The organism is Aeromonas fluvialis, from assembly GCF_000819885.1.
GTDB classification, from domain to species: domain Bacteria; phylum Pseudomonadota; class Gammaproteobacteria; order Enterobacterales; family Aeromonadaceae; genus Aeromonas; species Aeromonas fluvialis.
Map to the genome: position 1 here is coordinate 126564 of NZ_CDBO01000052.1, position 16698 is coordinate 143261.

Consider the following 16698-nt stretch of genomic DNA (forward strand, 5'->3'; position numbering starts at 1 on the left):
GAACACAGGTCTCACTCCAGCCGGAAGTGGCCCACGATCTCCCGCAGCCGGTCGTAGGTCTGTCCCATCGCCGCAGAACTGGCGACCGTCGCTTCGCCATTGTGGGTCAGCTGGCGGATCACCTCGGCGATGGCGCTCATGTTGCGATTGATCTCTTCGGCCACTGCGCTCTGCTGCTCCGCCGCCGTGGCGATATGGCTAATAAGATCGTTGATCTCCACAACTTCTCCCGCCATCAGGTCCAGCGACTCGTTGACCCTGGTGGTGTTCTCGGCCGCGCTTTGACAGCTCTGCTTGGTGTTGCCCATGGCATCCACCACGGTCCGGGTCCCCTGCTGCAGGCTGGCCAGCATGGTCTGGATCTCGGCGGTGCTCTTCTGGGTGCGGGCAGCGAGGGAACGCACCTCGTCCGCCACCACCGCAAAACCGCGCCCCTGCTCCCCGGCGCGGGCCGCCTCGATGGCGGCGTTGAGGGCCAGCAGGTTGGTCTGCTCGGCAATGCTGCCGATCACCCCGAGCACGGAGCCAATCTGCTGCACATCCTGCTGCATCGCCTCGATAGAACGGGCGGTCTCCTCTATCTCGTCCACCAGCGCCATCACGCTGGCCATCGCCTGATCCACCACCTGACGGGATTGGCTCGCCAGCTGCTGGCTCTGACCGGTAAGCTGGGCGGTGCTGGCCGCACTCTCCGAGACGGAGACTGCGGTGCGGCTCATCTCGTTGATGGCGGTCACCACCTGTTCGGTCTCGCGCACATGGTCCGCCAGCAGGGACTGGGCGGCGCCGGTCTGACTGGCCAACCCCTCGATGCCGCTGTTGAGCTGGCCGCTCGCCTGCCGCACCTCCCCCATCATCTCCTGCAGCCGCTCGATAAAGCGGTTGATGCCGGCCGAGATCTGGCCAAGGTCATCCTTGCTGGTCACCGCCAACCGGCGGGTGAGATCGCCGCTGCCGCGAGAGAGCTCCAGCACCAGATCCCGCAGCGAAAGGATGGGGCGATAAGCCACATTGAGCGCCAGCATCGCCAGTACCATTACCACGATCGCCACGCCAAGCAGCGCCATGATGATCTGGCCGTTGAGCGCCCGGGTCATGGTGCGGATGTAGTCGAGATCGATGTAGCCGGTCAGGGTCCAGCTGCTGCCGCGAATATCCAGCTGATTGGGGCGCGCTTCGCTCTCCCCTTGCGGCTTGCTGTCATAGAGGCTATTGCCCTGACTGTCGGCCAGCGAGAAGTAGCGACCGTCGCCGCTCATCGTCTCCAGCAGGCTTTTGAACTCGCTCATATCGAGGTAGTAGAGGTAAGCGGAATCGGCGCCGCGCGGCACCAGAATGGTGATGACCGGCTTGCCATCCACCTGTTGCAGCGGGCTAACGGTGATCTGGTTGTTGGCAGCGGGGATCAGCTTGCGCAGCGCATCGACCTTGGCGCTGTCGTTGATGACGCCGCTCACGTCGAACGCCATGTCGCCGATCACTTTGACGATATTGTGAAAGCCGGTCTCTTGCAGGGTCTTCTTAACGTTGGTCACTCCGAAGTTGAGGTTGGCGGCCAACAGGATCTTTTGATTGATGTCGCTGGCCAGCTTCTCTTTGACCAGGGTGATCTGTTCGTTGATGTTATGGGTAGCCTGAGTGCGAATGTAGCCACTGATGAAGTGGTTGACGCTGAGCCAGGCAGTGCCGATGGTGACCAGAATGGCCAGCAATAACAGAACGTAAATCTTGACCTTGAATGGCATGGGATCCCTCCAGAAGAGAGGGCTGGCACAGCCAACCCTCTTTGCCAATCGTTATTTCTTCTTGGCGTACTTCATGGAGTCCAGGGCCACCGCCAGAATGATGATGCCGCCCTTGATGATGAACTGCCAGTAAGGGCTGACGCCGATATAGGTCAAACCATAGTTGATCAGGGTGAAAATGAGTACGCCGGTGATCACACCCGCAACAGTCCCCACCCCGCCAGCAAACGACACGCCGCCCACCACGCAGGCCGCGATGGCGTCGAGCTCGTACATGAAGCCAAGGTTGTTGGTGGCGCTACCGACCCGGCCCGCTTCCAGCATGCCGCCGAAGGCGTAGAAGACCCCTGCCAGCGCATAGATCATCACCAGATTGACCGCCACGTTGACGCCGGAAACCTTGGCCGCCTCGGGGTTGCCGCCGATGGCGAAGATGTTTTTGCCAAAGCGGGTCTTGTTCCACAGTACCCAGACAAAGACGCTGGCGATGGCCGCATAGAAGGTGAGGTACGATAGTTTGAACCCTCCGATCCGGATAAACCCTTGGGCAAAGCTGGAGAAGCGGGGGTCAAACCCGGCCACCGGCGAGGCCCCTACCGAGTCAAAGTAGAGGGAGTTGATGCCGTAGACGATGATCATGGTGCCCAGAGTGGTAATGAACGGGGTCACGTTCAGGTAGGCCACAATCAGACCGTTGACCAGACCGATCAGGGCACCCACGGCACACACCAGCAGGATCACCACCGGAATGGGCACCTCCCCCAGGGTCGGGAACACCTTGTTGACGTTGGTCAGCGCCTGCAACATGGTCGCCGCAATCAACGCAGCCAGACCGACCTGACGACCAGCCGAGAGATCCGTCCCCTGGGTGATGATGATGCCCGCCACCCCCAGCGCGATGATGACCCGCACCGAGGACTGGGTCAGGATGTTGCTGAAGTTGGTGAGGCTCAGGAAGGACGGCTCCTGGATCACGATGACCATGAGCAGCACCAGCAGCACCAGGTAGATGGCGTTTTCCTTGAGCGCCTGCATCAGATTGAAATTTTTAGCCGACTCCATAAATGTCTTCCTGTCTCTAGAGGTACAGAGATGCCAGGCGCAGTATCTCGCTCTGGTCAGTTTCTTTGGTATTGACGATCCCGGCGACCCGGCCATTGCTCATCACCATGATGCGGTCGGTGATCCCCAGCAATTCCGGCATCTCTGACGAGATGATGATGATCCCTTTGTCCTTCTTCGCCAGCTCCAGGATGAGCTGGTAGATCTCGAACTTGGCCCCCACGTCGATGCCGCGGGTGGGCTCGTCGAGCATCAGGATCTCCGGCTGGGTCAGCAGCCAGCGGCCGATGATCACCTTCTGCTGGTTGCCCCCGGAGAGGGAACCGATCTGGGTCTGCTGGGTCGGCGTCTTGACCCGCATGGAGTCGATGACCCACTGGGTATCGCTCTTCATCTTGTTGTCGCTGAGCAGCCCCATGGAGCCCTTGTAGCTGTCCATGTTGGCGATCAGGGAGTTGAAGGCGATATCGAGCCGGGAGTAGATACCGGTGGAGCGGCGCTCCTCGGTCACCAGCGCAAAGCCGTTGCGGATCGCTTCGTGGGCGTTGTGGTTGGCCACCTCTTTGCCGTGCAGCTTGATGCTGCCCTGACTGCGATCGCGAATACCGAACAGGGTCTCGACGATATCGGTGCGCTTGGCCCCCACCAGTCCGGCGATGCCAAGGATCTCCCCCTTGTGCAGGTTGAAGGTCACATCCTGAATGGAGGGCTGGTTCTTCGCCGTCAGGTGTTCGATCTCGAGGATCACCTCTTTAGGCTGGTTGGTTTTTTCCGGGAAGCGCTGGGTCAGTTCACGGCCGACCATCATGCCGATGATCTGATCCATAGTCATGCCCTTGAGCGGCTGGGTTGCCACCCACTGGCCATCCCGCAATATGGTGATCTCGTCACAGAGCTGGAAGATCTCCTCCATCTTGTGAGAGATGTAGACAATGCCGCACCCCTTCTCCTTCAACTTGTTGATGATCTTGAAGAGGTGGTTCACCTCTTTCTCGGTCAGGGAGGAGGTGGGTTCGTCCATGATGACGATCTTGGCATCGTAGGAGAACGCCTTGGCGATCTCGATCATCTGCATCTGGGAGACCGACAGGGTCGCGACCTTCACTTTGGGGTCGATGTCGATGTCCAGCTCATCGAAGATGCGCTTGGTGTCGTCATACATCTTGCCGTGGTCGATAAACCACCCCTTGGTGGGGTAGCGGCCGAGCCACATGTTGTCCATCACGGTACGCTGCAACACCAGGTTGAGCTCCTGATGCACCATGGAGACGCCATTCTCCAGCGCCTCTTTGGAGGAGGTGAAGTTGATCTCCTGCCCCTTGAAGAAGATCTTGCCCTGATCCTTCTCGTAAATGCCGAACAGGCACTTGAGCAGGGTGGATTTTCCCGCTCCGTTCTCGCCCATCAACGCATGCACAGAATGAGGACGGACCCGTAAATTGACATTATCGAGTGCCTTGACGCCGGGAAAGCTCTTACTGACGTCAATCATCTCCAACAGCCATTCTGATTGTTGCTGTGTTGTCATATCAGCCATCACATCTGGTTGAAAAAAGGGCAAGGGGATCTCCCTTGCCCTGGAGGAGGGAATTACTCGAATTGGGACAGGTTGTCTTTATCCACACCGACGTAGGCAACACGTACTACCTTGTCGACGATATTCCACTGGGTACCTTCACCGGCCGGTTTGCCTTCAGCCAGGTTCTTGGTCAGCTCGAAGGTGGCTTTGGCCTGGTTGGCCGCATCGTTCAGCACGGTACCCGCCATGGCACCGCTCTTGACCATGGCCAGCGCTTCCGGCAGCGCATCGACGCCGAACACCGGAATGGCAGTCTTGCCCTGGGCTTTCAGTGACTCGACTGCGCCCATTGCCATGCCATCGTTGTTGGCGATGACCACTTCGATCTTGTTGGCGTTGGGGCCGGAGATCCAGGCATCCATCTTGTCTTTCGCCATGGCGGTATCCCACATACCAGTATCCATGTGCAGTTGCTCGGTCTTGACGCCGCCATCGTTCAGGGTCTTGACCACGTAGGAGGTACGCGCTTCGGCGTCCGGGTGGCCCGGCTCCCCTTTCAGCAACACGAACTGGATCACGCCATCCTTATTCAGATCCCACTCCGGATGGGCTTTCCAGTGTTTGGCAATCAGCTGACCCTGGATGATCCCTGACTCCTTGGAGTCGGTACCCACGTAGTAGGCCTTGTCATAGCTGGCCAGATCGGTAGCGCTCGGCTCCTTGTTGTAGAAGACCACCGGGATATCTTCGCCACGGGCTTTCTCAATCACCACCGGCGCCGCAGCCGGGTCAACCAGGTTGATGGCCAGCGCCTTCACCCCTTTGGCCAGCAGCACGTCGATCTGGTCGTTCTGCTTGGACTGGTCGTTCTGGGAGTCGTTCATCAGCAGCTCCACACCCGGAGTGGCTGCCGCCTCCTTCTCGATGGCCTTGCGCACGACCGCCATGAAGTTGTCGTCATATTTGTAGACAGTTACCCCGATACGGGTGTCAGCCTGGGCATTGGCTCCAGCCATCATGCCCATCAGCAGGGCGGCAACTGTGGTCAGTTTTTTCATTGTGTGTGCTCCGATGTATCTATCTGTTTGTTTGTAGGGTGGCGAGCAATTGAGCAAGCGCCAGTCAATGTAATCAGTTTGTTGTCATTTCTTCTGTGATCATGACGACAAAATGAAAACGATTACACTCTGTTACATTGAAACTTTATTTTTATTTTTCAGGTGCATATAGACGAAAACCAGTTTTAAGACTCAATCTTTACCATGGCGTTGAGGCTAGTCGTTACTGGTCTGTTGTCAAAACGGTACGCTGGCTCGACAGTCGCCTCAACCGCGGGCTTAACCGCTGGCTTAACAGAGAGTGCAGCCCCAACGGTAACGACGCTCAAGCAGTTGATACTCGGGACGCACGCTCTGGCTCCAGGAGTCATCCCCGCCCACCCCCATGTGGGCGCCATCGAGACAGACCCACAGCCCCTCTTCCGCCACCAGATCGCTCTGGTGGCGGGCGGCGGCCAGCTGTTGCTGACTGAAGCGGCTGGCACTGAAATGGAAGGTGCCGCTCACCGTCGTGCAGCCCAGCTGCAGCTGGCGGGTATCGCAGCGCAAGCCGTTGTCGCTCGGGAAGATGTAAGGGGTGTGCAGGGCCTCCAGCGGCAGGCTCCAGCGCCCCAGATCGGCGCCCAACAGGCGATCAGGGTAGTTTTCGTGGGGGCCACGTCCCAGCCATTCGGCCCGCGCTGGCACCTCGGCCAGATGGAGCAGCAGGCCAATCCGCGGCAGCGACGGCAGCGCCTGCGCCAGCTCGGTCTCTATCTCCAGGCTCATGGCGCCGTCGTCGGTAAAGCGGTGATGCCAGTGACTCACCAGCAGCAGCTCATCGTGGTGGAAGTAGCCATGACTGACCCGGATATCTCCTCCGGCGATCGTGATCCCCAGACAGCGGTGCTGCCAATGACCGAGACCACACGCCTGCCAGCGAGCAATCCAGGAGTTGGGGTCGGCGTGATCCGCTTCGCTGGTGCCGATGTCGTTGTCGAGCGGCGCCCGGTAGAAGTGATCCATGATCGGCGCCAGCAACTGCTCCTGCCCCGATTTTTGCCAACTGGTGATGCGACCGCTCTGCTTGTCGAGCCGCCACTGGCTGTTTGCGGCGGTGATCCGCCAGCCATCCGGCTGCTCGCTCAGGGTGGCGGCAGCGGCGGGAGCAGGCAGAGCAAGGGGGGTCGGCAGGGTGAACTGCTGACGGGCAACCTTGTGATCTGCCTGCGACCAGAGGGTGGCCTGTGGCTGAACGATGGCCAGATCGAGCCAGGCCAGTGAGCCAGCCGCAAAGGCGGGCAGCGTCTCGCTCAGGGTCAACTCGACCACCCCTTGCGGCACCAGCTCAAGGGAGATCTCCCCCTGCAGCTGCACATGGCCGTTCTCGCACAGCTGCCAGCAAAGCCGCTCGTTGTCGGTGGAGCGGAACAGGTATTCGCTCTCGATCCGCACCCGCAGCGGGGTGTGCTCAAGCAGAGTAAAGCGGAACGGCTGCTGGGCGCGTTTTGCCTCAAATAGGGCGGGATGAGGGGTGCGATCCGGGAACAGCAGCCCGTTGATACAAAACTGGCGATCGTTTTGCTGCTCGCCAAAGTCGCCGCCGTAGCCCCAATAGTGGCGACCATCGGCGGTGTATTTGTCGAGCCCCTGATCGACCCAATCCCAGACAAACCCGCCTTGCAGACGTGGATGATCGCGAAACGCCTGCCAGTAGTGGGCGTAGCCCCCGAGACTGTTGCCCATGGCGTGGGCATATTCGCAGAGGAGCAGCGGCCGGTGCTCGCCGGGCAGGCCGATCCACTTGGCCAGCGCCCACTTGGGCACCGCCGGGAAGGGCTGATCCTGATGGGTTCTGGCATACATGGGGCAGATGATGTCAGTGGCCGGGGTATCGGCCCCGCCCCCCTCGTACTGCACTGGACGGCTCGGGTCGCTGCGCTTGATCCAGCCATACATGGCATCGTGGGCCGGGCCGTAACCCGACTCGTTGCCGAGCGACCAGATGATGATGGAGGGGTGGTTGAAATCCCGTGCCACCATGCGGGTCGCCCGCTCCAGAAAAGCGTTGCTCCATGCGGGATCCCGCGCCAGCCGCCCCATGGGGGTCATGCCGTGGGTCTCCAGATTCGCCTCGTCCACCACATAGAGACCGAGCCGATCGCAAAGGCGATAGAAGTCGGGGTGGTTGGGATAGTGAGAGCAGCGCACCGCATTGAAGTTGTGGCGCTTCATCAGCAGCAGATCCCGCTCCATGGTGGCGCGATCGATGGCATAGCCCTTGGCGGGGTGATGCTCGTGACGGTTGGCACCGCAAATAAGCAGCGGCTGACCGTTGACCCGCAACAGGCCGCTACGGATCTCCACCACCCGAAAGCCCACATCACATGCCTCGCTCTCGATGGCCTGGCCCTGCTCGTCCAGCAGGGTCAGGGTCAGGCGATAGAGATGGGGCGTCTCGGCGCTCCACTTGCGTGGCGCAGCCACGTCGAGCCACAGCTCGGCACGATCGTCGTAAGCCCCTTTTTCGTCAATGGCTTGGGTACCGATCGGCTGGCACAGGGTCGCGACCCGCTCGCTGCCGTCATAGAGATTGGCCTCCACCGACAGACCGGCCGCATTGGCGACCTGCAACGCAATCTTGAGACGACCATCCCGATAGCAGGCATCCAGCTCGGGGGTGACCCGAATATCCATCAGATGGCGGGACGGTTTGTGCAGCAGGCTGACGGAGCGGAAGATCCCCGACAGCCACCACATATCCTGATCTTCCAGATAGGAGCCGTCGGACCAGCGCAGCACCAGCACCGCCAGCCGGTTGCGACCGGCTTGCAGATAAGGAGTCAGATCGAACTCGGCGGGCAGGCGGCTGTCCTGGGAGTAGCCGACCCAGCGGCCGTTGCAGAAGAGGTGGAAGGCGCTGCTCACCCCGTCAAAGATGATCCGGCTCTGGCCGCTTGCCAGCCAGTCGGCGGGCAGCTCGAACTCGCGGGAGTAGCAGCCAGTAGGATTCTCTGCTGGCACCCGGGGTGGATCGCAGGGAAAGGGATACTTGATATTGGTGTAGATGGGACCATCGGTGGGCGGCCGCGCAGCCGGATAGGCGGCATCCAGCTGCCAGTTACCCGGCACGGTAATGGCAGTGGCATCCGCCAGATCCTGCGCCAGCCAGCTCTCGGGCACCCGCTCGGGGGCGGCAAAGAAGGAGAAGCGCCAATCGCCATCGAGCAAGAGGCGGGAGTAAGAGGCCAGATCATCCCTGGCATCCGCTTCGCTGCGCCAGCTGAACATGGGGGTATGGGCAGCCAGCCGGTTTACCGACGTAATGGCCTGAGTCTGCCAATCCTGACGCGCCACTATCTCCCTGAGCATTCACTCTCTCCCTGCTGATTGGAAAACGTATTCAGTCTAGAGAAGTATGACGCAGGGAACGGCGATCTCGCTCACACGCATGTAAACGATTACACTGATTTTGTTAAGTAAAGCGGAGTAAAAATAATTAAAAATAGGTAAAACAATAACAATGCAAGAAAGGGCCCCGAACAGGACCGTAAAAGGGGGCTATCCAGCCCGAACCGGTGCAACCGAGTGGCGATTGATCAGGGTGGGGGTATAGATACGGCTCTGGGTCGCGTCACTCTCCCCCGCCGCCAGCTGAATGGCCAGCTTGGCCGCCTGGGCCGCCATCAACTCGATGGGATAGCGCATGGTAGAGAGCTTGGGCCTCAGGTATCTGGCATAGATGATGTCATCGAAGCCCACCACCGAGACCTCCTCCGGCACTCGCAAGCCGTTGTCCGCCAGCACAGAGATGGCGCCAGCCGCCATGGCATCGTTATAGGCAACCACCGCGGTCACCTTGAGCCCCTTGGCCAGCAGGTTGAGCATGGCGCGCTCGCCCCCCTCCTCGTTCGGCGTTCCGCTCTCGATAAGCTCGGGATCGGCTGCCAGACCCGCCTCCATCAGCCCATCCTGATAACCCTGCAGACGCAAGGTGGCATCCTCGATGGCGTGATCCGAGCTGATGAAGGCGATATGGCGGTGGCCCAGCTCGATCAGATGGCGGGTCGCCGTGGCGGCACCCAACCGGTTGTTGAGGGCGATGCAGCGCCCCCTGAGGGCCGGAATATCGCGGTTGATCAGCACCATACCGGGCACCCGCATGGCGTAGTCGCACAGTTCCCCGTCGCTCAGCGCCTTGCTGTGCACCACCAGCGCCTCGCAACGCTTGCCGATCAGCAGCTCGATCGCTTCACGCTCCTGACGCGCCTTGTGAAAACCGTTACCCATCAGCAGGTGGAGGTTCTGCTCGACGGCGATGCCGGAGACCCCCTTCACCAGTGCACCGAAGAAGGGATCCGCCACGTCACCGACCACCACCCCCATGGTGTCACAGGTCTGGCTGACCAGTGCCCGCGCGTTGGCGTTGGGGGTGTAGCCCAACTCGGCCATGGCCTTCTGCACCACCTCGCGAGACGCGGCGCTGGCCTTGGGGGAGTTGTTCATCACCCGTGAAACCGTTGCCACCGACACATTGGCCAAACGGGCGACATCCTTGATGGTGCTCATGCTGTTTTCACTTCTTTCACTGTGCAATAGAGCGCCATTATACCCAGCAAACCCATTGAAAACAGGGGTGAAACGCATATCTGCCTTCAGGATGATCACAAAAACAGTGTAATCGTTTACACTGTTTTGCAAGCAAGCTCACAGTTTGGTCGCCACACCCTCGGCTAGACTCCTTCCAGACACTTTTTCAGTGGAGAGCAAGATGAAGGTTCTGGTCACCGGCGGTTGCGGATATATCGGCAGCCACACCTGTCTGGCCCTGCAAGCGGCAGGCATGAATCCCGTGGTGGTCGACAACCTCGGCAACAGCAAGCGCAGCGTGCTGGCCCGAGTCGCCGCCATCAGCGGCCAGCAACCCCTTTTCTATCAAGGGGATATTCGCGATGCGGCCCTGCTTGACCGGATCTTCGCCGAACAGCAGATCGATGCTGTGATCCACTTTGCCGCCCTCAAAGCGGTCGGTGAATCGACCCGCATTCCACTGGATTATTACGAGAACAACCTCGGCGGTACCCTCACCCTGCTGCAGGCGATGAAGCGGGCCGGCGTGCACAATCTGGTGTTCAGCTCCTCGGCCACCGTCTACGGCGATCCCGCCAGCCTGCCGATCCGCGAGGATTTCCCCCGCAGCGCCACCAACCCCTACGGGCGATCCAAGCTGATCATCGAGGAGATCCTCGAAGATCTGCTGCTGGCCGAGCCCCACTGGAGCATGACCCTGCTGCGCTACTTCAATCCGGTCGGTGCCCACGACTCGGGCACCATGGGTGAAGACCCGCAGGGGATCCCCAACAATCTCATGCCATTTTTGACCCAGGTGGCCATCGGCCGTCGCGACTGCTTGTCTGTCTTTGGAAACGATTACCCCACCCCGGACGGCACCGGTGTGCGCGACTACATCCACGTGATGGATCTCGCCGAGGGGCACGTCAAGGCGCTGCAACACTGCGCCAGCAAGGGTGGCGTGCACACCTACAACCTGGGCACAGGTCAGGGCCAAAGCGTGTTGCAGCTGGTCGCCGCCTTCTCCGCCGCCTGTGGCAAGCCGCTGCCATTTCGCATCGAACCGCGCCGCCCGGGCGACATCGCCGCCTGCTGGGCCGATCCGGCCAAGGCGCAGCGTGAGCTGGGCTGGCAGGCGGCCCGGGACATAGACGCCATGTGCGCCGACAGCTGGCGCTGGCAATCCGCCAACCCGAACGGTTACGAGGAGTAGGCCTGCCTGCTCCCCGTTAGTAAACGACTCTATTTTTCAATACCTTATTCAGGAGAGATGATGTTCAACCCCGTCGATCATCCCCATCGCCGCTTCAACCCGCTGACCGGCCAGTATGTGCTGGTCTCCCCCCACCGGGCCAAACGCCCCTGGCAGGGACAGGTGGAGAAGGTGAGTCAGGCCCCCAAACAGGCCCACGATCCCGACTGCTTCCTCTGCGCGGGCAACACCCGGGTCACTGGCGACATCAACCCCGACTACAAGGGCACCTTCGTCTTTACCAACGACTTCGCTGCTCTGATGCAGGATACCCCGGCCGCCGATAGCGCCAGCGATCCCCTGCTGAAACTGGAGGCCGCCCGCGGCACCAGCCGGGTGATCTGCTTCTCGCCGGATCACGGCAAGACCCTGCCCGAGCTGCCGCTGCCCGCCATCGAAGGGGTGATCACCACCTGGATGGATCAGGTCGCCGAGCTGTCGGCCCAGTGGGAGTGGGTACAGGTCTTTGAAAACAAAGGGGCCGTCATGGGCTGCTCCAACCCGCACCCCCACGGCCAGATCTGGGGCAGCGACTTCCTGCCCAACGAGATCGCCCGTGAAGAGCAGCACCAGCGTGACTGGCTGGCCGAGCATGGCCGTCCCATGCTGCTGGAGTATGTGGAGCGGGAGCTGGCGGATCGCTCACGCATCGTGGTGGAGACCGAGCACTGGCTTGCCGTGGTTCCCTTCTGGGCCGCCTGGCCGTTCGAAACCCTGCTGCTGCCCAAGGCGCACGTCCCCTCCATGCTCAACCTGACCCAGGCCCAGCAACAGGACCTGGCGGTGGCGCTCAAGGAGCTCACCAGCCGCTACGACAACCTGTTCGAGTGCAGCTTCCCCTACTCCATGGGCTGGCACTTTGCCCCGCCCAAATCGGATTGCCCCGAGGCGTGGCAGCTGCACGCCCACTTCTATCCGCCCCTGCTGCGCTCCGCCACCGTGCGTAAATTCATGGTGGGCTTCGAGATGCTGGCCGAGACCCAGCGCGACCTTACCCCCGAGCAAGCCGCCGAGCGGCTGCGTGCCCTGAGCCCCATTCATTACACCCAGACCAGCCACACCAATGAGGAGGCCCTATGACCCCCAGCCAACGCGTCAGCGCCGTTTTTACCGAGCAATTTGCCAAAGCGCCCTCCTTGCTGGTTCGCGCCCCCGGCCGCGTCAACCTCATCGGTGAACATACCGACTACAACGACGGCTTCGTGCTGCCCTGCGCCATCGACTACGAGACCTGCGTCGCCATCGGCCTGCGCGATGACCAGCTGGTGCAGGTGATCGCCGCCGACTACGACAACCAGCGCGACCAGTTCGACCTCGACCAGCCCATCGAGCACCACGCCGACCAGCGCTGGAGCGACTACATCCGTGGCGTGGTGAAATATCTGCAGGAACGCGGCTATGCCCTGCGCGGCCTCGATCTGGTGGTCTCCGGCAACGTGCCGCAGGGGGCGGGGCTCTCCTCCTCCGCCTCGCTGGAAGTGGCCATCGGTCAGGCCTTCAAAGAGGCGCTGGGGCTCGACATCACTCAGGCCGAGATCGCCCTCAATGGCCAGCAGGCGGAGAACAAGTTCGTCGGCTGCAACTGCGGCATCATGGATCAGATGATCTCCGCCAGCGGCAAGCAGGATCACGCCCTGCTGCTCGACTGCCGCTCGCTGGAGACCCGCCTCATCCCCATGCCAGCGGATCTGGCTGTGCTGATCGTCAACTCCAATGTGCGCCGCGGTCTGGTGGACAGCGAATACAACACCCGCCGCCAGCAGTGCGAAGCGGCTGCCCGCCACTACGGGGTCAAGGCGCTGCGCGATCTCGATCTGAGCGGACTGGAAGCGGGCAAAGCCGGGCTGGATGAGGCTTGCTATCGCCGTGCCCGTCACATCGTCGGTGAAAACGCCCGCACCCTGGCGGCCGCCGATGCGCTGGCGGGCCACGACCTGACTCGCCTCGGCGAACTGATGGCCGAGTCGCACGCCGCCATGCGCGATGACTTCGAGATCACCGTGCCCGCCATCGACGGTCTGGTGGAGATCATCAAGGCAAAAATCGGCACCGATGGCGGTGTGCGGATGACCGGTGGTGGCTTCGGCGGCTGCGTGGTTGCCCTGCTGCGCCCTGAAAAAGTGGCCGAGGTGATCGCCGCAGTCGAAGCGGAATATCCCACCCTCTCCGGCCTCAAGGCTGACTGCTATGTCTGCCGGGCCAGCGCCGGTGCAGGCAAGTTATGAGCAGCACCATGACCCAATTCGCGCTGGAAAACGAGGAGGGGCTGCGCCTGCGCGGCCTCGATTTCGGCGCCACCCTCACCTCCCTCACCCTGCCGGTAGCGGGTCAGCGCCGTGAAGTGCTGCTGGGCTGCGCCGACGATGCCTATCCCACCCAGCAGGTGTGGCTGGGTGCGGTAGCGGGGCGCTTTGCCAACCGCATTGGCGGCGCCGAGCTGGTGCGCGATGGCGAGCACTGGCCGCTGGATGCCAATCAGGTACCCAACTGTCTGCACGGCGGGCAGGCCGGCTTTCATCGCCAGCAGTGGCAGATCAAGGAGCTGGAGGCAGATCGGGTCAAACTGGTGTTGCTCTCCCGAGCAGGGGATCAGGGCTTTCCCGGCAATCTGCGGGTAACGCTGGAGTATCGACTGGAGCAGAGCGATCTGGTGATCGATTTTGTCGCCAGCACAGATGCAGCGACCCCGGTCAGCCTCACCAGCCACGCCTACTTCAATCTCGATGGGTTAGCCGATGGCGGCGATGTGCGTGACCATCTCATCAACATCAATGCCGACCACTTCCTGCCGACCGACCCGAGCGGTCTGCCGCTAGCCATCACTCCGGTGGAGGGGCCGTTCGATCTGCGCCACGAGCGCCTGATTGGCCAGGATTGGCTGAGCCATCCCCAGCAGCAACAGGCCAAGGGGTACGATCACGCGTTTGTGCTCAACGGCCCGGCTGCCGAGTGTGCAGCACGGGTGGTCTCGGGGGATCGCCAGCTGGCGATGGAGGTCTACACCAACCAGCCTTCGCTGCAGTTTTACACCGGCAACTGGCTGGCCAACACTCCCAACCGCAGCGGCCAGTCACACCGGGATCACGACGGCTTCTGTCTTGAGGCGCAACAGCTGCCGGACAGCCCCAATCGCCCCGAACTGGGCAACCCCTGGCTGTTGCCGGGCGAGCGTTATCACCACCAGACCCGCTACCGTTTTATCCGCGACTGACTTAAAGATTTCATGATTTTTACATAGCCTCAGCAGTCACATTCGAGCAAGATAAGCCGCCCCAGCCCCTGCTGGGGCTTTTTGCTCTACCCGGCTTATCCACAACAAAGTAAGGATTGTTTGTTCGATGACTGACACTTATAGCCTGCTGGTCGCCTTTATTCTGGGCGTCGTCGAGGGGCTGACCGAGTTCCTCCCCGTCTCCTCCACCGGCCACATGATCATCGTCGGCCATCTGCTGGGCTTTGAAGGGCCCAAGGCTGCCACCTTCGAAGTGGTGATCCAGCTTGGCTCCATCCTCGCCGTGGTCGCCGTCTTTTGGCGCCGCCTGTTTGGCCTGATTGGCATCCACTTCGGCCAGAAGCCGTCCCGGGATCACGCCACCCTGTCGCTGCTACATGTCATCCTCGGCATGTTGCCCGCCATCGTTGTCGGCCTCGCCATCCACAGCTGGATCAAGGCCAACCTGTTTGGCCCGCAGACCGTGATGTATGCGCTGGTTGCGGGGGGCATCCTGCTGATCATCGCCGAGAAGTTTCGCCCGGCGGTTCGCTCCGAAACCCTGGATGACATCAGCTACAAGCAGGCGTTTGGCATCGGTCTGTTCCAGTGTCTGGCCCTGTGGCCCGGCTTCTCCCGCTCCGGCGCCACCATCAGTGGTGGCATGCTGATGGGGATCAGCCGTCACGCCGCCGCCGAGTTCTCCTTCATCATGGCGGTGCCCATGATGGTGGCGGCCAGCGGGCTTGATCTCTACAAGAGCCGTGACTTCCTCTCGATGGCCGATTTCCCCATGTTCGCGGTCGGCTTCGTCACCGCCTTCGTGGTGGCGATGTTTGCAATCAAGACCTTCCTGACATTGATCCGCCGCATCGACTTTATCCCGTTCGCCATCTACCGCTTTATCGTGGCATTCGCCGTCTATCTGGTGTTTGTCGCCTGACCGCCAGCCGGCAATGAAATGACAAAGGGACCAACTTGGTCCCTTTTTCTATGGCGTCATGGTGCTCAGTAAAGGTGCTGGCTGATGCCGTTCAGCAGCCGCGACAACCCCTTGGTGAACTGCACCGGTGCATCCTGCACCGTGTAGCAGAGGCAGCCATCCGGCGTATGCGGACTGTGGGAGTGGCTGGCATCGCGCCAGATGAAATCCCCCGCCTGATAACAGGTGTCGCCATCCTGAATATTGCCCGCCAGCAGCAGGGTCAGTTCATAGCCCTTGTGGGTATGCTCGGGAATGCGTCCCCCCGCCTCGATATGGAGCAGGCTGGCACGCGCCCCCATCTCGTCCAGCGGCAGACTCTGCTGGCGAATGGCTCCGATATGGCGCCACTTGGGCGAGCGGTAGCGGACCAGCACCCGGGGCAAGCGGTAGGCGTGACCGGCCACCTCCAGCTCGGTGAGCTGGACTCGGGGCAGCTCGGACAGGGGCTCCACCAGCGGCTGCGCCAGAATATCCGCCAGCATGGCGTCAAACCCGGCATCCAGCGCCACTTCATCGCAGGAGTCCACCTCGGGCTCTGCTGGCGAGGCAAGATATTGTTGCGCCAGCTCCTCTTCGAATGTTTTCAGTCGGGCAGCGCAATCGGGGCAGAGTTCACAGTGGGCGGAGAGCCCCACCGCCAGCGGCAGAGGGAGTTCGTCGGCGGCGAAGGCGCGCAGCATTGGGTCGGTCGGATGGGCTTTAATCATGGCCTTGCTCCACTTGCTCTTTCAATTTCTGTAACGCCAGCCTGAGGCGGGACTTGATGGTACCGAGCGGCACGCCGAGGCGCTCCGCCAGCTCCTGCTGGGACAACTCCTGCAGATAGATGCCGCGCACCACCTGCTGTTGCGGCTCTGGCAAGGTGCCCAGATAGTGGGCCATCTGGCGGGTCAGCACCGCATCCTCACCACCGCTCAGGTGCTCCTCTTCCGCCTGAAACTCCAGCACCGGCCACAGCTCCTCGGCACAGAGATCCTCCTTGCTGGCGCGACGACGGCGCAGCATGTCGAAGCACTGGTTGCGCATCACGGTATAGATCCAGGTGGTCGGCGCTCCCTTCTCGGGGTGGTAGAGGCGCGCCTTCTGCCACACCAGCAGCATGGTCTCCTGCACCAGCTCCATGGCGTTGGCCTCGCTGCCGAGGTGGCGCAGGCCGTAGCTGCGAATGCGCGGCGCGAAGTGCTGGAACAGGCGGGCAAAGGCAGCCTTGTCGGCCAGCTCAGCCACCCTGATCAGCATGGATCTAAGGTCGCCATCCGGGTTATCCATCACGGGCGAGGTCCTGCGTATGGTCGATTGTGGTTGGCCAGTATAT

Annotated in this window: 13 protein-coding genes; 5 read left to right on the forward strand and 8 right to left on the reverse strand. The window is 61.4% G+C overall.

The genetic code is table 11. The features are described from left to right. Positions 1–11: 11 nt before the first annotated feature. The 6 genes from BN1125_RS11090 to BN1125_RS11115 form a co-directional block, all read right to left on the reverse strand. A complete protein-coding gene (locus tag BN1125_RS11090; protein ID WP_042012354.1) occupies positions 12–1745 on the reverse strand; it encodes a methyl-accepting chemotaxis protein in 1734 nt (577 codons plus the stop codon). A 51-nt stretch (positions 1746–1796) separates the two neighbouring features. Next, positions 1797–2807, reverse strand: a complete 1011-nt coding sequence (gene mglC / locus BN1125_RS11095) for a galactose/methyl galactoside ABC transporter permease MglC (RefSeq protein WP_042012355.1) — start codon at positions 2805–2807, stop codon at positions 1797–1799. A gap of 16 nt (positions 2808–2823) precedes the next feature. Continuing rightward, positions 2824–4344, reverse strand: coding sequence for a galactose/methyl galactoside ABC transporter ATP-binding protein MglA (gene mglA / locus BN1125_RS11100; RefSeq protein WP_041234376.1), 1521 nt, complete (start codon positions 4342–4344; stop codon positions 2824–2826). Positions 4345–4397: 53 nt separating this feature from the next. After that, entirely contained in the window at positions 4398–5384 is a 987-nt protein-coding gene (mglB, locus tag BN1125_RS11105) for a galactose/glucose ABC transporter substrate-binding protein MglB (protein WP_042012356.1), read from the reverse strand. Positions 5385–5675: 291 nt separating this feature from the next. After that, on the reverse strand, positions 5676–8735 hold the full coding sequence (locus BN1125_RS11110; protein ID WP_042012357.1) for a beta-galactosidase: 3060 nt from the start codon (positions 8733–8735) through the stop codon (positions 5676–5678). A 189-nt stretch (positions 8736–8924) separates the two neighbouring features. Then, on the reverse strand, positions 8925–9932 hold the full coding sequence (locus BN1125_RS11115; protein WP_042012358.1) for a substrate-binding domain-containing protein: 1008 nt from the start codon (positions 9930–9932) through the stop codon (positions 8925–8927). 202 nt (positions 9933–10134) lie between these two features. On the opposite strand from BN1125_RS11115, the gene galE reads away from it, so the two are divergent. The 5 genes from galE (at position 10135) to bacA (ending at position 15341) form a co-directional block, all read left to right on the forward strand. Further along, the gene (gene galE, locus BN1125_RS11120) at positions 10135–11148 is read left to right on the forward strand and encodes a UDP-glucose 4-epimerase GalE (RefSeq protein ID WP_042012359.1); all 1014 of its coding nucleotides are present in this window, start codon (positions 10135–10137) and stop codon (positions 11146–11148) included. A gap of 60 nt (positions 11149–11208) precedes the next feature. Beyond that, positions 11209–12267, forward strand: coding sequence for a UDP-glucose--hexose-1-phosphate uridylyltransferase (locus BN1125_RS11125; RefSeq protein ID WP_042012360.1), 1059 nt, complete (start codon positions 11209–11211; stop codon positions 12265–12267). After that, positions 12264–13412: a galactokinase gene (gene galK, locus BN1125_RS11130; RefSeq protein WP_042012361.1), complete on the forward strand. Its 1149-nt coding sequence runs from the start codon at positions 12264–12266 to the stop codon at positions 13410–13412. Before BN1125_RS11125 ends, galK begins: the two co-directional genes overlap by 4 nt. Next, positions 13409–14398: a galactose-1-epimerase gene (gene galM, locus BN1125_RS11135; RefSeq protein ID WP_042012362.1), complete on the forward strand. Its 990-nt coding sequence runs from the start codon at positions 13409–13411 to the stop codon at positions 14396–14398. The genes galK and galM overlap by 4 nt, the downstream gene beginning before the upstream one ends. Before the next feature lie 127 nt (positions 14399–14525). Continuing rightward, positions 14526–15341, forward strand: a complete 816-nt coding sequence (bacA, locus tag BN1125_RS11140; protein ID WP_042012363.1) for an undecaprenyl-diphosphate phosphatase — start codon at positions 14526–14528, stop codon at positions 15339–15341. A gap of 65 nt (positions 15342–15406) precedes the next feature. Here bacA and BN1125_RS11145 read toward each other — a convergent pair whose 3' ends face one another. Continuing rightward, positions 15407–16090: a ChrR family anti-sigma-E factor gene (locus BN1125_RS11145; protein WP_042012364.1), complete on the reverse strand. Its 684-nt coding sequence runs from the start codon at positions 16088–16090 to the stop codon at positions 15407–15409. Then, the gene (locus BN1125_RS11150; protein ID WP_042012365.1) at positions 16083–16652 is read right to left on the reverse strand and encodes a sigma-70 family RNA polymerase sigma factor; all 570 of its coding nucleotides are present in this window, start codon (positions 16650–16652) and stop codon (positions 16083–16085) included. The genes BN1125_RS11145 and BN1125_RS11150 overlap by 8 nt, the downstream gene beginning before the upstream one ends. Positions 16653–16698: the final 46 nt, after the last annotated feature.